The organism is Marisediminitalea alba (assembly GCF_002993365.1).
GTDB classification, from domain to species: Bacteria; Pseudomonadota; Gammaproteobacteria; order Enterobacterales; family Alteromonadaceae; genus Alteromonas; species Alteromonas alba.
The window spans coordinates 42,408-66,266 of the sequence record NZ_PVNP01000198.1 but is presented as its reverse complement, the minus strand read 5'-3'; the positions used below and the strand labels follow the sequence as shown (position 1 = coordinate 66,266).

Here is a 23,859-nt window from a genome sequence, read left to right as displayed (position 1 = left end):
GCGAATAGTATGCAGCTTTTTGCGTCAACCAAACTGGTTACAGAAAAGTGGTTATTTATACTAACCAGCCTGTTGGTTGTGGCGGTGCTTATTGTAATCACCCGGTCTGCCCTTGATGATACCCAGCACAGTTTTTCGCCTGACTTGCGAGCTGCTGTCGCAGGCACGTCGCCAGGTACCTTAACCGAGCTAGAGGCACAGACTAATACCGACTGGCACCCGGTTACCAACCCAATCAGCTTTGGCTACAGCGATAAAGCCCATTGGGTAAGGTTTTCGTTAGCCTCTGCCAGTCTTGATAGTCAGCCGTCCTATATCGAAATTGATTACCCCCTGCTGGATAATATTGACCTGTGGGTGGTGCAGGGTGAAGCGCAGCACCATTTTTCGGCGGGTGATAACGAACCCTTTAATCAACGCGAGTTGCGTTACAACAGCTTTTTATTTGCCCTGCCGGAAAATGACTGGCCGGCAGAGGTGTTTGTGCGGGTGCAGTCATCCAGTGTGGTGAAATTACCGGTAAAGGTTTGGCAGCGCCAGGCATTCAGTGAATATACCGCCAATACCAACCTGATAATGGGCCTGTTCTTTGGCCTGTTACTGGCCATTGGGCTGAGTAATCTGTTTTTCTTTTTTACCACCCGTAATCTGACCTTTCTGTTTTATACCGGTTACGTACTGTGCCTTGGCCTCACGCTGGCGAGTCTGCATGGCTTTGGTTATAAGTACCTGTGGCCCAACCAGGTTTGGTTTCAAAGCCAGGCCGTCGGGTTTCTGGCCAGCGCCACGCTGTTCTTTGCGGTCATTTTTTCAGGTTCACTGCTGGAAGTCCGGCAACACAGCCCGTTCTTTACCAAATGCTTCAGAGCCCTGGCGCTATCATTTCTGGTATTAACAGTGAGCGCATTGCTGCTCGATTATGCCATCTCGATTAAAGTCTTTTTAATGCTGCTTACTATCACGGTTATTCTGATTATGGGGGTGGCCATCTGGTTTGCCGTGCGCCGCATCAGTATTGCCGGATATTACGCGCTGGCGTGGAGTGCGCTGTTGATCAGTGCCTTGTCGGCCAGCCTGGATAATCTTGGTGTATTGAATATCAGCATTCCGTCACAGGTACTGCTGGTGTACGGTGCCACTATCGAAGCCCTGATGTTATCGTTTATCCTCGCCATGAGTTACAGTCGCCAGCGCGATCAGATGATGCAGGCAAAGGAGCAGGCGCTTGATCAGGAACGCGAGTCAGTGTCGGCAAAACAGGAGCTAATTGAGCTGCAACGGCGGACTCAGGATGAGTTGGAATACAAAGTGCAGGAGCGCACGCTGGAGCTTGAAATTGCGCTGCGTGAGTTGTCGGATGCTAACCGCGAATTGGAAAAACTCAATACCATCGACCCGCTCACCGGCATCCGCAATCGCAGGCACTTTGACAAGCGCTTACAAGCCGAAGGGCGACGCAGCCGGCGAGAGCAAACACCACTGGCACTGGCGATGATAGACATCGATCACTTTAAACAAATTAACGATCAATACGGTCACAGTGTTGGCGACACCTGTATTCGCCATGTTGCGCAAATGCTGCATAGCTTACTTAAGCGCCCGTCCGACGACGTGTGCCGCTACGGTGGCGAGGAGTTTGCTATTATTTTACCCAATACCGAGACCGAGGGGGCCGGTCAGCTGGTAGAGTCGATTCGTCAGCAGTTAGCCGAGACCCCTTGTATTATCGATAATGAAAGCATTTCACTAACCCTGAGTGGCGGTGTTGCCAGTGCAATTATTTCCCATGAAGATGCCGAAACAGAATTGCTTAAACTGGCCGATGAAAGGCTGTATGCCGCTAAACAGGCCGGTCGAAACCGGGTTGTTGCTACCTCAGTTAAACCACATTGAGACAAAACTATGAGCTATTCACAATATCTGCCGCGCCGCATGCGCCGTTTACGCCGCACCGAGGGATTACGCGTGATGGTTGCCGAAAACCAACTCACTGCTGCCGACCTTATTTACCCGGTATTCGTGCTGCCTGGCAGTAACCAGCGCGAAAGCGTGCCTTCCATGCCCGGCGTAGAAAGGTTATCCACCGATCTGTTGGTAGAAGCAGCTAAAGAGGCCTATGAACTGGGGATCCGCAGCCTGGCGTTATTCCCGGTGACTCCCATAGAGAAAAAGTCCCTGTGTGCCAGTGAGGCTTTTAATGCTGACGCGATCGCCCAAACAGCCATCCGCACGCTGAAGGCCGAACTACCAGAAATGATGCTTATTTCTGATGTCGCGCTCGACCCGTTCACATCCCACGGGCAGGATGGCCTGATTGATGAATACGGCTATGTGATGAACGACGAAACGGTCGAAATTTTAATTAAACAGGCGTTATCACATGCCGAAGCCGGTGTGGACATTGTCGCGCCGTCGGACATGATGGACGGCCGCATCGGTGCCATTCGTGATGCGCTGGAAGAGGCCGGGTTTGTCCATACCTGCATCATGGCCTACGCCGCTAAGTATGCGTCTGCTTACTACGGGCCTTTCCGCGACGCGGTCGGCTCTGCAGCAAATATCAAAGGCGGTAACAAGAAAACCTATCAGATGGATCCGGCTAATAGCGATGAAGCCATGACTGAAATTGCACTGGATCTGGAAGAAGGCGCTGATATGGTCATGGTTAAGCCGGGCATGCCTTATCTTGATATCGTGCGTCGCTGTAAGTCTGAACTGGCAGTGCCAACCTTTGCTTATCAGGTGAGTGGTGAGTATGCCATGCACGTGGCGGCTTTCGACAATGGCTGGCTTAACCGTGAGCAGGTTATCCTGGAATCTCTGCTGGCCTTCAAACGCGCCGGTGCCGATGGCATTTTAACTTATTTTGCACCGGAAGCGGCCCATCTGCTGCAAAACCGCTAAGCTACCTGACGGGCTGGCCCTACCGACAGGTCAGGTGCCAGCCTGCTTTATGTTGTAACCAGGCTTCGTTAACCAGTTCCGCATTAATAAGAGGATGCTCCTTGAGCCATTTCTCCGGGAATGTCAGCATCCAGTCAAGGCCGTCGACTTTCAGCTCAATGGCAGGAATATGTTGCTGATGGCGGCGTAAACACACAACCACTGCGATCCGTAGGATCCGCAGCAAACCTTCCATCATGGGCTTTACGTCCTCGTGATACAAGGCAAAAGGTTGCAAATCGATAGCCTGTCGATGGCCGCCCACCAGGTCTCTGATAGCGGCACGCTGTAAGCGGGTGTAACCAGGTAAATCTATATAGTTAAGAATATAGGCACCGTGTTCATGGTGTTTTTTGTACTCAATATGCAAGCCAATTTCGTGCAGCATGGCGGCCGCATCCAGCACCGTTTCGGTGTCCAGATGACAAAACGTCGATTGCTGACAGAGCTGCTTACACAAATTGATTGCCAGTTGCTTTACGTTAACCGCATGGGGCTTATCAATATGGTACCGGCGAATGGCGGTATTTAAGGTCTGGGTACGGCGGTCGTTATGTTTAAGGTTATCCAGCATGCCATAAATCAAACCCTCGCGGAGCGCGCCGCCGGAAATATTCATGGTGCGGATTTTCAATCGTTCAAACAAGGCCAGCAGAATAGTCAGGCCACTTGGGAAAATAGGCTGTCGATTAGGCTCAAGACCATCGATCACCAAATCTTTCAGGTTGCCACAGTCAATACACTGCTGTCTAAGGTTATACAGATAGTCAATCCGGATAGCATCGCTGATCCCCTGCTTTACCAGAATTTCAGTGATCGCCTGAGGCGTACCAGACGCGCCCAGACAGTTCTGCCAGTCAAAGCAAAGGAAAGCATCGGCAACCGGGTCAAGCAGCTCGTAGGCAGCTTCTTTGGCGCGCTGGAAGTTAGCTTCCGAAAGCTCGCCGTCGAGGAAATAGCGCTCCATAAAAGTCACACAGCCCATATCGAGGCTGACCATATGGATAGGCTGCATATCATTACCGATGATAATTTCGGTACTGGCCCCGCCAATATCAATCACCAGGGAATTGCCCTGATTAGCCGACGTATAGGCCACGCCAAGGTAAATCTGCCGGGCTTCTTCTTCGCCGGGAATGACGTCGAGCTGATGGTGGAGGATTTTCTCTGCTTTATCGATAAAGGTCTGAGCATTAACAGCCAGACGCAATGTTGCCGTAGCAACAATACGGATGTTTGAAGCCGGAATGTCCTGTAACCGCTCGGCAAACGTCTGCAAACAATCCCAGCCCCGTTGCATGGCTTCTTTACTTAAAACCATGTCTTTGTCGAGACCGGCCGCCAGGCGGACCTTTTGTTTTACCTTACCGATGATCTGCACGCTGCCATTGGCAACATGTACAACCACCATATGAAAGCTGTTCGACCCGAGGTCTACGGCGGCGTAGTATTCGCCGAGCGTCTCGGCGTCAAAATCGGTTTGTGGCTGCATAACGTTTTACTGCGACATTAATTCTTTTTATGCTGTGGGCGCTTACCTGAACTTCTGCCTGAGTTATTGCGACGCGAAGACGGGCGACGGTTCTGGCGACGCTGGCGCGGTTTCGGTGGCTTAATATCGTCAAGCAAGGCGTCCTGCACATATTCCGTAACCGGAATCGCATGCTGAATATAGCTTTCGATGCCCGGCAAGTTGAGCGCGTATTTCTCACAGGCAAAGCTAATTGCTACGCCGCTTTTTCCGGCCCGACCGGTACGGCCGATACGGTGTACGTAATCTTCCGGGTCGTCGGGTAAATCATAGTTGAAAACGTGGGAAACGGCTTCGATATGCAGGCCTCGGGCTGCTACATCGGTGGCGACCAGAATGTCCAGTTTGCCGCCGGTAAAGTCTTCCAGAATACCCAGGCGTTTCTTCTGCGGTACATCGCCGCTTAACAGACCGACCCGGTGACCGTCGGCTTCAAGCCAGTCGGCAACGCGCTCACAGCCATGCTTGGTGTTAGAAAATACAATGGCTTTGTCCGGCCATTCTTCTTCCATCAGGGTTAGCAGCAGCTTTATTTTATCGTCGTCTGACGGGTAAAATAATTCTTCTGACACGCGACTTGCGGTCATTTGCTGGGCTTCAACCTGTACGTGAGTAGGATTGTTCATATGCTCGTAAGCCAGTTCCTGCACACGGTAGCTTAGCGTGGCTGAGAACAGCATGCTCAGGCGTTCAGCGGCAGGCGGCATACGACGGAATAAAAAGCGAATGTCCTTGATAAAGCCAAGGTCAAACATACGGTCTGCTTCATCGAGTACGGCAACCTGGATATTATTCAGCGAAAACACGCCTTGTTTATAATAATCCAGTATGCGGCCTGTCGTACCTATGACGATATCTACCCCATCCTGCAAAGTTTCGCGTTGACTTTGGTAACCTTCGCCCCCATAAATGAGAGCAAGTGAAAGCCCTGTATGCTTACTAAGCAGTTCTGCATCATTGTAAATTTGTACGGCAAGTTCCCGTGTAGGCGCCATAATGATGGCTTTTGGCCCTTCCTTTTCACCGTCAGGATTTGGTTCCCGGCTCAAAATATGGTGGAAAGTTGCGACCAGAAATGCCATGGTCTTACCCGTTCCGGTTTGGGCCTGGCCGGCTATGTCATTACCTTCTAATAAAGGAGGTAAGCTTAGCGCCTGAATTGGTGTACAATGCGTAAAATTTGCAGCATTTAAGGCATCAATGACTTTGCTATTGATGGGTAAATCGGAAAAATGTGTTTCGGTTAAATGAGTTGTTTGCATAGCTTATAGCTTATCAGTGCTTGCATTAAAAAACAGTTTCTATATAACACTTATGGTAGAGCTGAACAATTCAGCGACAGACCAATTACGGAGAAAAGAATGAGCGACAAAATTATCCAGTTGACTGACGATAAGTTCGAAGCAGATGTTATCAATGCTGAAGGTCCTGTGCTGGTTGACTTCTGGGCTGAATGGTGTGGCCCGTGTAAAATGATTGCCCCTATTCTGGAAGAGGTCGCAACCGACTTTGAAGGAAAGTTAACAGTTGGCAAGCTGAATGTCGATGAAAATAATGAAACTCCGCCGAAATACGGTATCCGTGGTATCCCTACGTTATTGCTGTTCAAAGGCGGTAATGTTGCAGCCACTAAAGTGGGTGCACTGTCAAAAGCGCAGCTGACTGAGTTTTTGAACGAAAACATCTGATACGGTGAAAATCGTACTGAGAAAACCGGCTTAAGCCGGTTTTTTTGTGCCCGAAAAACGCATTATTTGATCTCGGTTAATACCATTACTACATAGGTTGGTTAAGCTTCGGCGCTTTTTTTAACCGGTCATTTTAACGTTATGCGAAAACCTGAATTACTGTCACCCGCCGGGTCGATGAAAAACCTGAGATACGCACTGCACTATGGCGCCGATGCGGTATATGCTGGTCAGCCCCGTTATTCACTGCGAGTACGCAACAACGAATTTACCCTGGCCAAATTGCAGGAAGCCCGGGATTACACCAGTGCTCACCATAAGCAGCTGTATATCGTTAATAATATTGCGCCGCACAACACCAAGTTAAAAACCTTCGTGCAGGACCTGGCGCCGGTGGCTGAGTTACAACCAGATGCTATGATCATGTCGGACCCGGGCATAATAATGCTCACTCGCGAGCATTTTCCTGACTTACCTATTCACCTGTCAGTGCAGGCCAATGCCGTGAACTGGGCGGCTGTAAAGTTCTGGCAGCAGCAGGGGATCAAGCGGGTTATCCTGTCGCGGGAGCTGGGATTAAACGAAATTGAAGAAATTCGCCAGCGCTGCCCGGATATCGAACTTGAAGTGTTTGTGCATGGCGCTTTGTGTATGGCCTACTCGGGACGTTGTCTGTTATCCGGCTATATAAATAAACGGGATCCTAATCAGGGGGCCTGCACCAATGCCTGTCGCTGGGAATATAAAGCGGAGGCAGCAGTGGATAATCAAGTCGGCCAGTTTATTCCTGCTCGTGATGCCGTTGAGCCAACTCTGGGTATGGGCACACCTACTGACCAGGCATTCTTATTAACCGAACCCCAGCGCCCCGATGAACCCATGCCCGCCTTTGAAGATGAGCACGGGACTTACATAATGAACTCCCGCGACTTACGGGCAATTCAGCATGTTCAGCGGCTGGTGGAGATTGGCGTGGATTCGCTGAAAATAGAGGGGCGGACCAAGTCTTTTTACTATTGCGCACGTACCGCTCAGGTTTATCGTAAGGCTATTGATGCAGCCTGCCGGGGAGAGGCATTCGATGCCGACTGGTTCCTGGAACTGGAGCACCTGGCGAACCGGGGCTATACCGATGGGTTTTTGCAACGCCATAACCATCAGGACTATCAGCAATATGCCCGCGGTAATTCAGCCAGTGATACCCGTCAGCTGGTGGGTGAGGTAACCCATGGTGACAACGACTGGTGGTACGTGGAAGTAAAGAACCGCTTCAGCGTTAACGACAAACTGGAAGTGATGACACCGGCCGGAAATACCGAGATTGTCCTTGATACCTTGCGCTCCCAGCAAGATGAAACATTAGTGGTAGCACCGGGCAGTGGTTATAAAGTTAAGATCCCGGCGGTTGCGGGATTCTCTCCTGAGATGGCCATGTTGTTACGCTGTATTGAGCAACCACAGCCGGTGCCGGCATAGAAGAAAAAAGGGCTGCGAGGGTTTCGCAATCTTTTTTTAACATTTACGGGATTTAGTCTGGACGATAGTAAAATATGGTGCTACCTTTACTAAGTCTAGGCTTGCCTGGCATCCTTACTAGCCCGCCTCCGGGCTCAAGCACTATTCTTATTAATTAACGAATTTCCCTAAAAGACGTTCAAGCACAAAGACCCACCAGTATGAATCTAACGGAACTTAAGAATAAGCCAATCAGCGAATTGGTCGCCCTTGCCGAAGAAATGGGCCTCGAAAATATGGCCCGCGCGAGAAAACAAGACATTATTTTCTCGATTCTAAAATCCCACGCAAAAAGTGGCGAAGACATTTTTGGCGACGGCGTACTGGAAATCCTCCAGGACGGCTTCGGCTTCCTGCGCTCTGCTGACTCTTCTTATCTTGCGGGGCCAGATGATATTTATGTTTCACCCAGCCAAATCAGACGCTTTAACCTGCGCACGGGGGATACCATCGCCGGGAAAATTCGCCCGCCGAAAGACAGTGAGCGTTATTTTGCCCTGTTAAAAATCCGCGAAGTTAACTTCGACAAGCCAGAAAACTCCCGTAATAAAATCCTCTTTGAAAACTTAACCCCACTGCACGCAAATTCACGTTTGCGCATGGAGCGTGGTAATGGTTCATCAGAAGATATTACCGCCCGTGTACTGGATCTGGCGTCACCGATTGGTAAAGGTCAGCGTGGTCTGATTGTGGCACCACCGAAAGCGGGTAAAACCTTATTACTGCAAAACATCGCACAATCTATTGCGGCTAATCACCCCGATTGTGAACTGATGGTGTTGCTAATTGACGAACGTCCGGAAGAAGTTACCGAAATGCACCGTCTGGTGCGTGGTGAAGTGGTTGCCTCTACCTTTGATGAGCCGGCCAGCCGCCACGTTCAGGTCGCTGAGATGGTTATTGAAAAAGCCAAGCGCCTGGTTGAGCACAAAAAAGACGTAGTTATCCTGCTGGATTCAATCACCCGTCTGGCGCGTGCCTACAACACGGTTATTCCATCATCAGGTAAAGTACTTACCGGTGGTGTGGATGCTAACGCACTGCACAAACCAAAACGTTTCTTCGGTGCCGCCCGAAACGTAGAAGAAGGTGGTAGCTTAACCATCATCGCCACTGCACTGATTGATACCGGCTCTAAGATGGATGAAGTTATCTACGAAGAGTTTAAAGGTACCGGGAACATGGAACTGCACCTTAATCGTAAGATTGCTGAAAAGCGTGTATTCCCGGCTATTGACTTTAATCGCTCTGGTACGCGCCGTGAAGAGCTACTCACCGGTCAGGACGAATTACAGAAGATGTGGATCCTGCGCAAGATTGTGCATGAAATGTCAGAAATCGACGCCATGGAATTCCTTATCAATAAACTTTCCATGACCAAGACCAATGATGAGTTCTTCGACGCGATGAAGCGCCAGCGAAGTTAATCATTAGTTTATATTTTGCTAAAAACCGCTGCCTGACAGCGGTTTTTTTTGTGATTTTTGAGCAAACGGGGTAGTGTAAAGTTATTGTAATTTTATGGATAACATTATGCGTCGCGTCGTACTTGCTGCCCTGCTACCTCTTTTTTCCCTGCCTGTTTTTGCTCAGTCCGGTGAAGTGGATCGGTTGGCCAATGAGATTGAGAGTGAGGTCATTAGCTGGCGCCACCATTTGCATGAGTACCCTGAGTTATCCAATCGTGAATTTAAAACTGCCGAGTACGTGGCCCGGCACCTGCGTTCACTAAATCTTGAAGTGCAAACCGGTGTTGCAAAAACCGGCGTAGTGGCAATTCTGGACAGCGGCCGGCCTGGCCCGGTAGTCGCGTTACGGGCCGATATGGATGGCTTACCGGTACCTGAGGAAAATGATCTGCCCTGGCGTTCTACACAGCGCGGCGAATACAATGGTAATGACGTGCCGGTCATGCATGCCTGTGGTCATGATACCCATATGGCTATGCTGATGGGGGCGGCGTCGGTATTAACTTCAATGAAAGATAAGCTGCATGGCAAGGTGAAGTTTATTTTCCAGCCTGCAGAGGAAGGCGCGCCCGCTGGTGAAAAGGGCGGAGCCGAAGTTATGGTGCAGGAAGGCGTTTTAAAGAGCCCGGATGTAGACGTGATTTTCGGCCTGCATATCAGCGCTAATAACGATATCGGCACGGTAAGCTATAACCCTGGCGGTACCATGGCCGCGGTAGACCCCTTCAAAATCGTCATCCACGGTAAGCAGGCTCATGGCGCTTACCCGTGGAAGAGTGTCGACCCCATCACCACTGCTGCACAGATGATCATGTCACTGCAAACCATCGTCAGCCGTGAACTGAAAATCATTGATGATGCCGCAGTGGTAACCATTGGTTCCATCCATGGCGGTAACCGCTCGAATATCATTCCTAACGAGGTTGAGCTGGTTGGTACTATTCGTACCCTTAACCATGCCGCGCGAGAACACGTTTACGAGGCGATGGCTCGTAAGGTTAAGGGTATTGCTGACAGCATGGGCGCTAAGGCCGAGCTCACCCTGCCACTGGATTATAATTACCCTATTACCTATAACGACCCGGAACTCACCGCGCAAATGATCCCAACGGTGGAACGTACGGCGGGCAAGCAAAACACCATACTGGCTAAGCCGGTCACCGGTGCTGAGGACTTTTCTTTCTATCAGGAAAAAGTGCCGGGGTTATTTATGTGGCTGGGCGGTAAACCCCTTGATGTATCTGTGGAAGACTCGCCGGCTCACCATACGCCGGAGTTTTATGTTGACGATGCCGGGATGAAACTGGGTGTGCGGGTACTCACCAATCTGACTCTCGATTACATGGATGCTAACACAGAATAATTCCCTATGGAAAACAGGTTGCTGCAGGCGCTTGCTCTGGCGCTGGCCGGAGTTGCGGTTAATCTAATCCCTGCCCCGCTGGAAACCGGCGGGGTGGTGTTTTTTGGTGGTGGTTTCGCTATCGCTGCCGCCTTATTACTTTCTTTTTCCCTTACACTGGTGGTGTCTACTGCCGTCTATGCTGTGTTGCTGGTGCATGGCAACGACCCGTTTATGATCGCCTTTCTGGCGGTGCAGCCTTTGCTGATAAATGCATTGTCGAACAAAGCGGATGCGCTGAGTCCGTTAAAACTGGGTATCGGCTGGTGGAGCGCGCTGATTGTGCCGGTTTATATAGTGTTTGCCTATGCAACCTACAGTGGCTCTCCTACCATGGCCTTTACGGCTTACTCCATTACCTGGATAAGCGGCATTTTTTCCTGTTTGTCTGGTCATTTATTGTTTATGACGCTGCTGCGTTATCTGCCGGTGGGTAATGAGCTCCACTTCAATGTAGAAACCCTGTTCCGCTACATGTTTGCCACTCTGTTTTTCTTTGTTGTACTGATTATGACTTATGTACATGTCGGCCAGTTACAACGCCAGCAGGCGCAACAATTAACCTTATACATGACTCAGCGGGCGCAGGTCATGAGTACCGAGCTAAGCCGGTTTCTCGATGGGCATGCCTCCGCCATCAGCAAAACGGCCAGGTCTATGGCGATTGCGCAGAAGCACGGTGCGCCGTTACCGGCTATCGCTGATGAAACGCTGTCTAATCTGGCTCAGGAGTTTCCGGAGTTTCTCACGTTTTTGATTGCCGATGAAAAAGGTGCCATTACCCATTCTTACCCGACTAACCTGCTGAGCCGGGCAAAGCGACTGAATCAGGCGGTAGTGACTGAGCGCGAATATTTCATTCAGGCCATGCAGACCGAGTCGACCTTTGTATCGCAGGCGTTTCAGGGGCGGGGTTTTGGTAACGACCCCATTGTAGCCATTGCCAGCCCGCTCTACGACGGAGGAGGCAACCTTAGGGGGATCCTTGAAGGTTCGCTCAATCTCAGCAGCTTTATTGAATATGACAGTCGTAATTTAGCCGGATTTTGGACGATTTACCGGGATGAGGCCGGGAAAGTGGTTTATGCTTCGCCGGAGCTCCGGCTCGAGGCCTTGCAGCGCCCTGACTTGCCAGATTGTGAACAGGACAGTTGTTTTTTCCGCCAATCTGCGCTGTCGCGGGATTGGTTTATTGCACAATCGCGCGATCCAATCTCGGGCTGGACGATAACCATGTTGTTTGAAAACAGCAGCTATATGGCTATGAGTACGGACTATGTGCGCTGGGCGCTGTTTCTGCTTCTTGCGTTGGGGCTGGTAGGGATTATTGTTGGTGGACGAGTGGCGCAGATTTTTGCCCGGCCGCTGCGCGAATTAATGAAAACCTTCGCCGGGTATTCTCCGGAGTCACCGGTGCCAATGTCCTCATTCAGCCACAATCGCCTGCAGTTGAAAGAAATATCCGGGTTAGCGATAGAGTTTAGCGAGTTGGGAGAGCGTCTTGTGAGTGCTTTTAACGAGCTTTCCACCTCGCGCCAGCGTCAGCGGACGCTCAATGAAGAGCTGGAAAAGCTCAACCTCACCCTCACTGAACGGGTAGAGGAGAAGACGGCCTCGTTAATTCAGGCGCTGGCCCAGGCCGAGGCGGCCAACGTCTCGAAATCTCAATTTCTGGCCAATATGTCCCATGAGATCCGCACGCCAATGAACGGTATTCTGGGCACCTGTGAAAATCTCCTTGAGCAATCCTTACCAGATGATGTCAGGCGGCGAATTCAGGTTATAGTGCAGTCGGCCAATAACCTGCTGCTGATCCTCGACAGCATTCTGGACTGGTCGAAGATTGAAGCGGGTAAAATGAAAGTGACCCGCCATCCTTTTTCACCACAACATATAATTCCGGCTTGTGCCGAAATTCATCGTCAGGCAGCCAGTCGAAAGCAGATCAACCTCGAAGTGGTTTGGGATGAAAGCATACCGTCTTTTCTGCTCGGCGATGCCGGCAAGATAAGTCAAATCTTAAATAACCTGCTAAGTAACGCTGTGAAATTTACCGCGATCGGCGGGGTTGTAATTAAGGTCTCGTACCAGGATGGCGAGCTCGTAATGGTGGTCAAAGACTCCGGTATTGGTATTAAAAAAGCTGAGCAGCAGACGATCTTCGAACAATTTGTTCAGGCGGATGCCTCCACATCAAGGCAGTTTAGTGGCACTGGACTGGGTCTATCGATAACCAGCAAGCTTACCGACCTGATGGGAGGAACCATTGAGCTGGAGAGCGAGCGCCACCAGGGTACGGAGTTTATTGTCAGGTTGCCATTGCCCGCCTCAAAACAGATTGCACCGGTGCCAGAGCAATCTGCTATCACATTACCTGAAGGGTTAAAAATTCTGGTGGTGGAAGATAATGACATTAATGCCGACATTATCCTCGATATGCTCAAAGATGCTGGGGTTAAATGCATTCGAGCCAAAGACGGCGCGGCGGCGCTCGAAGTCATCCCCAAAATCGATTTTGATTTGGTATTAATGGATTGTCAGATGCCGGTGATGGATGGCTTTTCTGCAACCCGGGCAATCCGTGATTTGCCTGGCGACAAATCCGGCATTCCCATTATTGCCCTCACTGCCAATGCTTTTGATGATGACCGCAAAGCTTGTCTGAGTGTCGGTATGAATGATTATTTAAGTAAGCCGGTGCGGCGCACCAGCTTATTTACCATGTTGATCAAGTACGTGGGTTATCAAGCAGTGACTGACGAAACGCCTGGGCCGACAGACTGATTGGGCGGCGGCGGTTGGTCACCACCTGCCAGGTACTTTGAATCGGGAAGTCGCTAATAGTAAGTACTTTAACGCTGTCGATAGCAGATTGATCGAGCGTATGCTGGGATAGCACCGCAAGGCCTAAACCGGCAGAAACGGCCAGGCGAATCGCCTCGTTACTTTCAATTACCATAGAGTTGCGCAACAGCACATCGTGTTTATCGCAGTACTCATCCAACGTACGGCGGGTCCCACTGCCTTTCTCTCTGAGCAGAAACTTAGCGCTTTGCAGGTCGGCTAAACTGCAGTTATCCGGGCCAGCGTAATCCGGCGGGGCAATCACTACCAGCGGATTGGCCAGAAACGGTTCGCAGACCAAATCATCATCTTCAGGCGGGTAGGTGAAGATATACAAGTCATCACGGTTTTGCATCAGACGCTCGGCGATCTGTTCGCGGTTACCCACGGTAAAGCGCACGTCGATATTAGGATGTTGTTTGCAAAACGGGCTGAGCATCGGAGGAATGATGTACTTGGCTGTGGTCACCACGGCCAGTTTAAGAGAGCCCACTTCTACACCCTGCAAGGCGCTGATTTGGCTTTTCAATTTATCCTGAGACGACAAAATCTCCTGGGCGCAACGGTATACGGCTGCGCCGGCTTCGGTGAGTTGCACGCTACCCTGAAAATGCTCAATCAGGGGCAGACCTATAATACTGTTTAGTTTTTTAAGCTGAAGTGACACGGTGGGTTGTGATAGTTGCAAGGCATTGGAGGCGGCGGTTACCGAACCGCAATCAACAACCTGCTGAAAAACTTCAAGTAGTCTGAACGTCAATGTATTCATAAAGCATCCCATGAAAGCGTTTGTGTAAAAATATACTAAAAACTCATTTATCTCTATCTATATTTCCCGGGTTGCGTTAAAACTGAGGAAATATCCGTTTACAGACAGTTTGTAATTGACCACAAATAGACGCTTACTATGGGCAAACGGGGCAAAATGAGCTAATATCGGCCGCTTTTCAAGCACTGCTCAACCACGAGTTAAGCGGATGACTAAACGCAAAGTCTGTGAGGACGGCAAAATGGCGAAAATCGCAATTGTGATGGGGTCGACTTCGGATTGGCCAACAATGCAAAACGCGGCAGTAATGCTCAAACAATTCGGTGTTGAATTTGAGGCTCAGGTTGTCTCGGCACACCGCACTCCTAATCTGTTAGTCGAATTTGCCGAGCAGGCAGAGCAAAATGGTTTTTGCGCAATTATTGCCGGTGCAGGCGGGGCAGCCCATTTACCTGGCATGATTGCCGCCCACACTCACTTACCGGTATTCGGCTGTCCGGTGAAGTCGAAAGCGTTAAATGGCCTGGACTCTTTATTGTCCATCGTGCAGATGCCCAAAGGTGTTGCCGTGGGTACCCTGGCGATTGGCGAAGCGGGCGCGGCAAATGCCGGCTTGCTGGCTGCTCAGGTCGTTGCGTTGCAGGACCCGGCGGTCCGCGATGCAATTATTGCCTTTCGCCAACAACAAACAGACACGGTTTTAGCAAACGGTAAACTGGAGCTGTAACAATGCAGGTGCTGGTATACGGTGCCGGACAGCTGGCACAAATGATGTATCTTGATGGCGCGCCGCTGGGCATCAATGTTATGGCGGTGGATGTTAGTAATAACGCTGTGGTTCACCCGGTCAGTAAAGCGCCGCTGGATTACACCCTTGAGCAGGCTATTGAACTGGCAGACGCACTGACGGTTGAGTTTGAACATGTTCCTGAGGCACTACTGCAACAAGCAGAGGCGTCAGGTAAATTGCATCCGGGAATCGACGCTATCCTGGTCGGAGCCGACCGCGTGCGTGAAAAGCAATTACTCAGCAGCCTTGCTATCCCGAACTGCCCTTACCAGATTGTTGACGACCTGACACAACTGGACAGCTGTGTTGAGAATCTGGGTGAGCGCCTAATCATCAAAGCCAGCCGTGACGGCTACGATGGCTATGGCCAGTGGCGCTTAAAAGCGGCCACTGAGTTACCGGCGCTTAAATCACAGCTAGCAGAGCTTGATCTGAAAGCCGTGCCGCTGGTGGTAGAGAAGATGCTCAATTTCGACCGCGAAGTATCGCTGATTGGCGCTCGAAGTTCTGGCGGTGAAGTGGTTGTTTATCCTTTGGCTGAAAACCTTCATCACGAAGGACAGCTGCATGTCTCTGTGGCGCCGGCAAGTGCCAGCACAGCTGCATTAAACGACCAGGCCAAAGACATCTTTACCAAGCTGGTTAACGGCATGGATTACGTTGGTGTACTGGCGGTTGAGTTATTCCAGTGTGGTGACGAACTGCTGGTCAACGAACTGGCCCCGCGGGTGCACAATTCAGGGCACTGGAGTCAGGCGGGTTCACCTACCAGTCAGTTTGAAAATCATTTACGGGCTGTGCTTGATTTACCTTTGGGTCTGGCCTGTAACACCGGAGGCGAAGCAGCGGTTAGTGCAATGATCAATATCATTGGGTGCGACGACCATCAGATGGCGCTGTTAAGCGTGCCGGGTGTACATTTTCATTGGTACGGCAAGTCTGTGCGTCAAAAGCGCAAAATGGGTCATATCAATGTAACGGCGTCGAGTTATGCTGACTTGGGCAGCAAACTGCAAAAGCTTAGTGAGTATCTTTCGCTGGCCCACTTTCCCTGCCTGACCGATGAAGCGAACCGGCTGGCTTCAGTAAGCTAGAATAACCTTTAAGACCTCACTTGCCAGTGGGGTCTTTTCTTATTGTAAAGTAACAGGAGTGACAACAATGATTAACCGATACTGGCAGTGTCTAGTACTGGTGCTGGGCTTGCAACTGGCTTTACCCGTTGCCGCAAAAATGGAGCACGGTGTTATGGTGCACAACGCTAATGCCCGGGCGACCTTTGCCATGGCTACCACGGCCGCCGTCTACCTTACTTTGATGAACCATAGCGAGGCAGCGTTTACCTTAACCGGTGTGAGTGTGCCAGCAGATATTGCCAGCGAAGCACAGATCCATACAACGGTAATGGAAGGCGATTTGATGAAGATGCGACAAGTAACCGATGGCATCGATGTTGCGCCCGATGAGATGGTTGAATTTAAGCCTGGTGGCTACCATGTAATGCTTATGGGGCTGGTTAAGCCCCTGACAAAAGGCAATAAGTTTAACCTGACGTTACATTTCGCTGACCAACGCAGCAAAACGGTAGAAGTTACCGTAGGTGAGCAGGGGAAACCGGGTGGGCATCACCACCACTGACAACGGGTCGCTTTAAAATTAATCCAAATCAGTACATTATTGCTATTAATACTATAATTGGAATAAACCAAGGAGTTTATAATGAGCAAGATTGACATCGGTATTGCAGAAGCAGATCGCGAAGCGGTTGCCCACGGCTTAAAGAAATTACTGGCAGATTCCTACACACTGTATCTGCAAACGCACAATTTCCACTGGAACGTGACGGGCCCGCAATTCCGCGAATTGCACCTGATGTTTGAAGAGCATTACACCGAGCTTGCTGTTGCAGTAGATGACATCGCCGAGCGGATCCGTACCCTGGGTGTTGCCGCGCCTGGTACGTATAAAGCATTTGCCGAACTCAGTGCAATTGAAGAAGTTGAAGGTGTGCCGGAAGCCAGTGAAATGGTGCAGCTACTGACTCACGCTCATGAGCAGGTAGTGAAAACTTGCCGTGAAGCACTGAAACTTGCCCAGCAGGCAGACGATGAGTCTTCCGTAGCCCTTATTTCAGACCGTATGCGCGTGCACGAAAAAACGGCGTGGATGTTACGTGCGATGGTGCAATAACAAAATTTAAAACAACAAGAGACGATTATGAAGCGACCTCAATATAAGGTTGCGACGTTGACAGCACTGGCCCTGGCCGGTGCTGTTGCGTTTAGCAGCCAGGCGACAGAAACACTGAAAGTAAACGAATTGGCCAGCGGCCTTGATCATCCATGGGGAATGACTTTTCTGCCTACCGGCGAAATGCTGATCACCGAGCGAAGCGGGCAAATTCGCAAGTTTAATTTTGCCACCGGACTAAGCAAGCCATTAAGCGGCGTTCCCGAAGTAGCCGCCGATAATCAGGGCGGTCTGCTGGACATCACTGCCGATCCGGATTTTGCCAATAATCAAACAGTGTATTTTTGTTATTCGCGGCCGACCGACGGTGGCAGCAGTTCCAGCGTAGCCAGTGCCACTCTGAATGGCACCAGTCTGACCCACGTGAAAGATATTTTTGTGGCCGATTCGGTAGTAAATAATGGTTTCCACTTTGGTTGTCGCCTGGCTTTCGATAATGACCAGCACCTGTTCGTCTCGCTGGGTGACCGCTATAAGTACATGAAAGAAGCACAGAACACCGACAATCACTTTGGCAAGATTGTACGCATTAAGCGTAATGGTGATGTGCCCGGTGACAATCCGTTTGCAGAGGGCGATGCCCCGGAGATATTCAGTTACGGCCACCGTAATGTCCAGGGCTTAACCGTGCACCCGCAAACGGGCGAAGTATGGGCCATGGAACACGGTCCGAAAGGTGGAGATGAGGTAAACCTGATCAAAGCCGGTAACAATTATGGCTGGCCGGAAATTACCTATGGTATTGATTACAATGGCAGTATTATTTCCGATAAAACTGAACAGGAAGGCATGGAGCAGCCCGTTTTATACTGGGATCCATCCATCGCCCCAAGTGGCATGACGTTCTATGCTTCCGATGTATTTAAAGACTGGCAGGGCGATTTGCTGGTGGGCGCGCTGAAGTTTCGCCACCTGCGCCGCATTAGTTTTAATGAGGCCGGCGAAGTGGAGTCACAAACCGAGTACCTGCGCGACCGTAACGAACGGATCCGCGACGTCGAAGTGGGTCCCAACGGTCTGATTTATCTGTTAACCGATGAAAGTAACGGTAAGTTACTGCAGATAACGCCGGTTAACTAGTAAAAAGGGCTACCGAGGTAGCCCTTTTTTCATTCTACTCGGCCTTTGTTTCCGGCTCGGTACGATAGCGTTCGAACCATGCGAGGATATTGCCGACTTTCTGGATAAGCCGTGACGGTTTTGAGGCGATGCCATGGGATGCGCCAGGCAGGCGCAACATGGCTGAGTCTACTCCACGCAGTTTCAGGGCCTGATAAAACTGTTCAGACTCACTGATTGGCGTGCGGTAATCAGACTCACCCGTTAGCAGCATGGTTGGCGTGGTCACGTTACCTACCAGTGATAAAGGCGAGTGGGCCCATAAATGGTCCGGGATTTCCCAGGGCATGCCCGGCATCCAGTACTGTGTAAAGTAGGGATAAGCATCAGCAGTTAAGGCAAAGCTCATCCAGTTGATTACCGGCTTGGCAACCACTGCGGCGGCAAATCGGTCGGTCTTACCAATTGACCAGGCGGTCAGTACGCCGCCACCGGAGCCACCGGTGATAAACAGGTTGTTGGTATCAATAAAGCCTTTGGCGATGACGCCATCTACTACGTCCATCAAATCGTTATAATCTTCTGACGGATAGTTGTGATGGATTAAGTTGGCAAAGTCTTCACCGTAAGAAGTGCTGCCGCGCGGGTTTGACCACACCACCACATAGCCTTTGGCTGCCATTAACTGAATCTCGGCACTGAAGTTGGGGCCATAAGCAGTGTGTGGGCCGCCATGTATTTCCAGAATCAGCGGGTATTTCTTACTGGCATCAAAATCCGGAGGGGTAATCATCCAGGCCTCAATCGGACGTTCATCCACCGTTGAGGTAACAGTCATGACTTCAATCGCCGGCATATTCAGGTGACCAAGTACATCTTCATTGAGTGTAGTTAACCGGGTTACCTTGCCGCGGCTTTCACGCACAAACAAATCTGCCGGTGTCGAGCCATCGGAACTGACAAAAGCCAGCGCGCCATTATCGGCCACTGCAAACTCGCCTGAAGTGTACGGGCGCCCAAGCGACTGACCACTCAGGGCGATGTTGAGCTTATCCATGTCGCCGTCGAGTTCGACAGCGGCCACTCTGGTTTGTCCGGCATCCTGGTAACTGACGTATAACTCATCGCTGTCTTCGCCCCAGGCAAACTGTCCGGTAGTGCGGTCGAAGGATTCGGTAAGGTTAGTCAGCTTGCCGTCTTTCATACGCATTATCCATAAGTCGCTGCTCTGGAAGCTTAACTTACGGTCAGTGGTGTGTTTAAACGCCAGATACCTGCCGTCCGGGCTTAATTGCGGGGCGCTCTCCGGGCCTTCAAGGCTGGTGATCTGCTTAAACGCTCCCGAAGCAATATCCAGAGTATAAATATCACTGCTCATCACTTCCATGGCGTAGTTGTCGCTGGGGTTGGCAGAAAAGTACAACTGCTTGCCATCGTTTGAAAAGCTCAGATCGCCATTGAGCGGGTAATCGGTAAACGTTAGCTGGCGGGGGGTACCACCTTCTACCGGTAACAGATAAATCTGATTAAAGCCGCCCGGTACGTAACCCGCACCATCAGAGCGGTAGTTGAGGTCATCAATAAACTTACCGGTTTCTGCCCACTTGGCCCTGGCCGGTTTGCCTGGCATATCGGTAAACAAGGGTTTATCTGCTTTCGGGGTAAACTGGGTAAATGCCAGCGATTGTCCATCTGGCGACCAGACGACATTACCCGGCGCATAGCTCGTATTGGTTAACAGGGCGTCTTCACCACTGTCGAGGTAGCGCACATAAAGTTGTTGTGAGCCCGAGCGGTCAGACAGATAGGCCAGCTTGGTGCCGTCGGGAGAAAGTACCGGGCTGCGCACACTGGCATGCTCAGCAATCAGCGGGCGATGCTGACCACTCTTTACTTCTACCTGCCATAAACTGATGTGCATACGATCGTTCATAATATCGTTGCTGCGACGCTCATAAATAATGTGTTTGCTGTCGGGGGTAAACACTGGTGAAGCTGCGTACTCCAGGGCAAACACGTCCTTGTAATCGAAGGTGGTGGGGGCGCTGGTATCGGCCGCCGCGCCGGCTGACAAGCCCAGCATAACGCTGGCTGCCAGAGCTTTTATGGTGTTATTCATTATTGTTTTTCCTTGCTTACTGTCGTCAGAATTTTATCCTGCCAAGCAGGATATCTTTATACATGACCCAGTCTCCCATTAAGCTGTACAAGGGATAACGAAAGGTCGCAGGTTTGTTGTGCTCAAATTTAAAGTGGCCGAGCCAGGCAAAGCCATAACCGGCTACCGGAAGTAACCATAGCAGCCTTAACTGCCCGGTAAATAAACTCAATATCAGCAGGGTGAGTACCAGTGTTGAACCGATAAAATGCAGTCGCCGACAGGTTACATTCTGATGTTCACTCAGGTAGTACGGGTAAAATTCCCGGAATGAAGTAAAGCGTTTTGTTGTTGTCATCTTATCGCCTTAGTAATTTGTCACAGATAGTGTAGCATTTGTATTTTAAGGACTTGTAATTAAGGCCAGCGCGCCCATATTCATAACCACAATCGAACGAAAGCAAACAGGCGAAATAAGCATGCAGCAATTGATGTCGAACAACATCGTGGATTTAACGGTAGAGAACTTTCAGCAGATCATTCTGGAAGTGTCTAAAGAGAAAATCGTCTTAATCGACTTTTGGGCCGAAGGCTATGAGCCTTGTAAAGAGTTATCGCCGATTCTGGAAAAAATTGCCGGTGATTATCCGGACGCCCTGTTACTGGCCCGTGTTGACTGTGAGCGCGAGCAGCAGGTAGCCGCTCAGTTTGGCATTCGTAACCTGCCTACCGTAATGGTAGTGAAAGATGCGCAGCCGGTAGATGGCTTTGCTGGTATGCAGCCGGAAATTGAAATTCGCGCCATGTTGGGTAAATACCTGCCTAGCCCGGAAGATGAGTTTCTGGCCAAAGCTGCCGAGCTTATCGCGAGCGGTGACTACAGCGGCGCTTTCCCCATGGCAAAGCAAGCCTACGAAATTAACCCGGACAATGTCGATAGCAAATACCTTTATATTGACTGCCTGATTGAAACCGGCGCAGTGCCTGCAGCAAAAGAACTGCTGGCAGAGATAAAGCTGGTGGATCAGGATCAGCGTTATCATACCCTGCAGGGCAAGGTGGAGCTGGCCGAACAGGCCGCTGATACGCCCGAGATCCGTGCGTTACAGGAACAGGCTGCAGCCAATCCGGATGATTTACAGGTGAAGGTGGATTTAGCCGTAGCGCTTTATCAGGTACAGCGTTTTGAAGAAGCGCTGGAATTGCTCTATGGCGTGTTGTTGAAAGACTTCGGTTTTGGCGAAGCGAAAAAGCTTATCCTCGATATTATCAATGCCCTGCCGGATGGCGATTCACTGAAGTCTGGTTATCGTCGTAAAGTATACAGCCTGATGTACTGATTAAATGGCGGCTCAGGGCTGATAACCTTCATCTCTGAGCCATTTTATGGCGTCCAGATAGTTAGTAAAGTACTCACGCTTGTAGGCTTTTAAAATCGGATCGTCCGATTTCATCTGCGGATGAGTGCGTTCCAACTGGGCGTGCTTTATGTGATTGGTATCCACCACATAGGCTGCTCTTTTTAAGCCGTTGCGGATATTGTCGAAAATACCTTCCCGCACGATACCCTGGCACTCGGGGGTGCTCATCACCCAACGTCGGCAATCTACAATCGCTGCCCAGTTGCGCTGTTCAAACTGCCTGGCGATGGGCGCCATTTCATCATTCAGCATAGTTGCCATACCCACATCCCACGCTCCGGTGGCATATATCTCCAGTATGTTATTTGAAACAGTCAGGCTGTACTGACCGAGGTTGGGGAATAGCATGTTCTGTGCTTAGTGATTTGTCGTACTTAATTATAACTCGCCCGGCGTCGCATGAGGTGAATTATTTGGTATAGTGCGGGACAAACATACGCATTTTTGAGACAAGTATGCCAAATTGGTTCTGGGCGGCGCTGGCTATGGTAATGATCGTTGAGGGTATCGGGCCTTTGCTTATACCAAACCGCTGGCGGCAATATCTTAGGCAAGTCGCCGAATCAGAGGCCGGCCAATTGCGTCAGATTGGTGGCACTCTGGTGGTGATTGGCTCAGTTTGTTTATACTTTATAGTGAATTAACGCTAAACAGGCCAAATATTCACTGGTCAGCTGAATATTTGTGCATAAAACAGATGATCCAGTGGCCTTAATTTTGATAGAATCCACGCCTAATTTTTTAACATACTCGACTCATGGCTAAAAATATTGTGGTCCTTGGCACCCAGTGGGGTGACGAGGGAAAAGGTAAAGTAGTAGATCTGCTTACTGACCGTGCAAAGTATGTTGTTCGCTATCAGGGCGGACACAATGCAGGTCACACACTGGTAATCGACGGTGAAAAAACCGTTCTGCATCTAATCCCATCCGGCATTCTGCGCGAAAACGTTACCTGTATTATTGGTAACGGCGTGGTACTGAGCCCGGAAGCATTAATGACTGAAGTCTCCATGCTGGAAGAGCGCGGTGTCCCAGTGCGTGAACGCCTGAAAATCAGTGAAGCTTGTCCGCTTATTCTGCCTTACCATGTAGCCCTTGATGTGGCGCGTGAAAAAGCCCGCGGTGCCAAGGCTATCGGCACTACCGGTCGCGGCATTGGTCCGGCTTATGAAGATAAAGTATCCCGCCGTGGTTTACGGGTTGGCGATTTGTTCAATGCCGAAGATTTCGCTGCCAAGTTAAAAGAAGTGCTGGATATCCATAACTTTACCTTAACGCAATATTACGGCGAAGAGCCGGTTGACTTCGATAAGACCCTGGCTGATGCCATGGCTGTTGCCGATATCCTGCGTGCGATGGTAGTTGATGTTACCGACGAACTGGATAAAGCCCAGAAAGCCGGCCTGCCTATCATGTTTGAAGGCGCGCAGGGCACACTGCTGGATATCGACCACGGTACTTACCCGTACGTTACCTCTTCGAACACCACTGTTGGTGGCGTAGCAACCGGTGCTGGTTTTGGCCCGCTGAACCTGGATTATGTGCTGGGTATTGTTAAGGCTTATACCACCCGTGTTGGTTCTGGTCCTTTCCCTACCGAGCTGGAAGATGATGTCGGTCAACACTTAGGTGTTAAAGGTCACGAGTTTGGTGCAACGACCGGTCGTAAGCGACGCACTGGTTGGTTTGACGCGGTAGCCATGAAGCGCGCGGTACAAATAAACTCTATCACCGGTTTCTGTCTCACCAAGCTGGACGTACTGGATGGTTTGGAAACCCTGCAAATCTGCGTGGGTTATAAAGATAAAGACGGTAACGTAAAAGATGTTCCGCCCATGGCGGCTGATGGCTATGATCTGGTGACGCCGGTTTATGAAGAAATGCCTGGCTGGAGCGATAACACTTTTGGTGTTACCGATTATGATTCGCTGCCTCAGGCTGCTAAAGACTACATCGCTCGTCTGGAAGTGATTACCGGTGTACCGGTGGACATTATCTCTACCGGTCCGGACCGTAATGAAACCATTGTGATGCGCCATCCTTACGACGCATAAAAATGGTTAAAGATTAAAAACCCC

General features: G+C 50.4%; 21 protein-coding genes. 15 read left to right on the top strand and 6 right to left on the bottom strand.

What is annotated here, in order from left to right; translation table 11 throughout:
* Positions 1–9: 9 nt before the first annotated feature.
* Complete coding sequence (locus C6Y40_RS20015) at positions 10–1,893, top strand: sensor domain-containing diguanylate cyclase (RefSeq protein ID WP_105936169.1); 1,884 nt, start codon at positions 10–12, stop codon at positions 1,891–1,893.
* Between the two features lie 9 nt (positions 1,894–1,902).
* A complete protein-coding gene (gene hemB, locus C6Y40_RS20010) occupies positions 1,903–2,904 on the top strand; it encodes a porphobilinogen synthase (RefSeq protein ID WP_105936168.1) in 1,002 nt (333 codons plus the stop codon).
* A 19-nt stretch (positions 2,905–2,923) separates the two neighbouring features.
* On the opposite strand, the gene C6Y40_RS20005 is transcribed toward hemB, so the two are convergent.
* Both C6Y40_RS20005 and rhlB read right to left on the bottom strand, forming a co-directional pair.
* Positions 2,924–4,435: a Ppx/GppA phosphatase family protein gene (locus C6Y40_RS20005; protein WP_105936167.1), complete on the bottom strand. Its 1,512-nt coding sequence runs from the start codon at positions 4,433–4,435 to the stop codon at positions 2,924–2,926.
* A 17-nt stretch (positions 4,436–4,452) separates the two neighbouring features.
* The gene (rhlB, locus tag C6Y40_RS20000) at positions 4,453–5,736 is read right to left on the bottom strand and encodes an ATP-dependent RNA helicase RhlB (protein WP_105936166.1); all 1,284 of its coding nucleotides are present in this window, start codon (positions 5,734–5,736) and stop codon (positions 4,453–4,455) included.
* 99 nt (positions 5,737–5,835) lie between these two features.
* Here rhlB and trxA point away from each other — a divergent pair, with 99 nt between their 5' ends.
* From trxA to C6Y40_RS19975, 5 genes are all read left to right on the top strand, one after another.
* Entirely contained in the window at positions 5,836–6,162 is a 327-nt protein-coding gene (gene trxA / locus C6Y40_RS19995; RefSeq protein ID WP_105936165.1) for a thioredoxin TrxA, read from the top strand.
* A gap of 141 nt (positions 6,163–6,303) precedes the next feature.
* Positions 6,304–7,638: a prephenate-dependent tRNA uridine(34) hydroxylase TrhP gene (trhP, locus tag C6Y40_RS19990; RefSeq protein WP_105936164.1), complete on the top strand. Its 1,335-nt coding sequence runs from the start codon at positions 6,304–6,306 to the stop codon at positions 7,636–7,638.
* A 200-nt stretch (positions 7,639–7,838) separates the two neighbouring features.
* Positions 7,839–9,104 carry a transcription termination factor Rho gene (gene rho / locus C6Y40_RS19985; RefSeq protein WP_105936163.1) on the top strand — a complete coding sequence of 422 codons (1,266 nt, stop codon included), beginning with the start codon at positions 7,839–7,841 and terminating at the stop codon, positions 9,102–9,104.
* Between the two features lie 106 nt (positions 9,105–9,210).
* On the top strand, positions 9,211–10,509 hold the full coding sequence (locus tag C6Y40_RS19980) for an amidohydrolase (RefSeq protein ID WP_105936244.1): 1,299 nt from the start codon (positions 9,211–9,213) through the stop codon (positions 10,507–10,509).
* Between the two features lie 6 nt (positions 10,510–10,515).
* A complete protein-coding gene (locus tag C6Y40_RS19975; RefSeq protein ID WP_105936162.1) occupies positions 10,516–13,332 on the top strand; it encodes an ATP-binding protein in 2,817 nt (938 codons plus the stop codon).
* On the opposite strand, the gene C6Y40_RS19970 is transcribed toward C6Y40_RS19975, so the two are convergent.
* Positions 13,277–14,161, bottom strand: coding sequence for a LysR substrate-binding domain-containing protein (locus tag C6Y40_RS19970; protein ID WP_170308546.1), 885 nt, complete (start codon positions 14,159–14,161; stop codon positions 13,277–13,279). The genes C6Y40_RS19975 and C6Y40_RS19970 overlap by 56 nt on opposite strands.
* A gap of 241 nt (positions 14,162–14,402) precedes the next feature.
* On the opposite strand from C6Y40_RS19970, the gene purE reads away from it, so the two are divergent.
* From purE to C6Y40_RS19945, 5 genes are all read left to right on the top strand, one after another.
* Positions 14,403–14,888 carry a 5-(carboxyamino)imidazole ribonucleotide mutase gene (gene purE / locus C6Y40_RS19965; protein WP_105936243.1) on the top strand — a complete coding sequence of 162 codons (486 nt, stop codon included), beginning with the start codon at positions 14,403–14,405 and terminating at the stop codon, positions 14,886–14,888.
* A 2-nt stretch (positions 14,889–14,890) separates the two neighbouring features.
* The gene (locus C6Y40_RS19960; protein WP_105936160.1) at positions 14,891–16,045 is read left to right on the top strand and encodes a 5-(carboxyamino)imidazole ribonucleotide synthase; all 1,155 of its coding nucleotides are present in this window, start codon (positions 14,891–14,893) and stop codon (positions 16,043–16,045) included.
* Positions 16,046–16,112: 67 nt separating this feature from the next.
* Complete coding sequence (locus C6Y40_RS19955) at positions 16,113–16,589, top strand: copper chaperone PCu(A)C (RefSeq protein WP_105936159.1); 477 nt, start codon at positions 16,113–16,115, stop codon at positions 16,587–16,589.
* Positions 16,590–16,670: 81 nt separating this feature from the next.
* Positions 16,671–17,141 carry a Dps family protein gene (locus tag C6Y40_RS19950; protein ID WP_105936158.1) on the top strand — a complete coding sequence of 157 codons (471 nt, stop codon included), beginning with the start codon at positions 16,671–16,673 and terminating at the stop codon, positions 17,139–17,141.
* A 27-nt stretch (positions 17,142–17,168) separates the two neighbouring features.
* Positions 17,169–18,281, top strand: coding sequence for a PQQ-dependent sugar dehydrogenase (locus tag C6Y40_RS19945; RefSeq protein WP_105936157.1), 1,113 nt, complete (start codon positions 17,169–17,171; stop codon positions 18,279–18,281).
* A 34-nt stretch (positions 18,282–18,315) separates the two neighbouring features.
* On the opposite strand, the gene C6Y40_RS19940 is transcribed toward C6Y40_RS19945, so the two are convergent.
* A complete protein-coding gene (locus tag C6Y40_RS19940; RefSeq protein WP_105936156.1) occupies positions 18,316–20,379 on the bottom strand; it encodes a S9 family peptidase in 2,064 nt (687 codons plus the stop codon).
* A gap of 25 nt (positions 20,380–20,404) precedes the next feature.
* On the bottom strand, positions 20,405–20,716 hold the full coding sequence (locus tag C6Y40_RS19935) for an Mpo1-like protein (protein WP_105936155.1): 312 nt from the start codon (positions 20,714–20,716) through the stop codon (positions 20,405–20,407).
* Between the two features lie 121 nt (positions 20,717–20,837).
* Between C6Y40_RS19935 and C6Y40_RS19930 the strand changes: the two genes are divergently transcribed.
* Positions 20,838–21,698, top strand: a complete 861-nt coding sequence (locus tag C6Y40_RS19930; RefSeq protein WP_105936154.1) for a thioredoxin family protein — start codon at positions 20,838–20,840, stop codon at positions 21,696–21,698.
* Between the two features lie 12 nt (positions 21,699–21,710).
* Here the strand turns inward: C6Y40_RS19930 and C6Y40_RS19925 are convergent, their stop codons facing one another.
* Positions 21,711–22,127 carry a hypothetical protein gene (locus tag C6Y40_RS19925; protein WP_105936153.1) on the bottom strand — a complete coding sequence of 139 codons (417 nt, stop codon included), beginning with the start codon at positions 22,125–22,127 and terminating at the stop codon, positions 21,711–21,713.
* A gap of 107 nt (positions 22,128–22,234) precedes the next feature.
* Between C6Y40_RS19925 and C6Y40_RS19920 the strand changes: the two genes are divergently transcribed.
* Positions 22,235–22,423 (top strand): DUF2065 domain-containing protein, encoded by a 189-nt coding sequence (locus C6Y40_RS19920; RefSeq protein ID WP_105936152.1) that lies wholly within the window; start codon positions 22,235–22,237, stop codon positions 22,421–22,423.
* A 113-nt stretch (positions 22,424–22,536) separates the two neighbouring features.
* Positions 22,537–23,835 (top strand): adenylosuccinate synthase, encoded by a 1,299-nt coding sequence (locus tag C6Y40_RS19915; RefSeq protein ID WP_105936151.1) that lies wholly within the window; start codon positions 22,537–22,539, stop codon positions 23,833–23,835.
* Positions 23,836–23,859 lie beyond the last annotated feature (24 nt).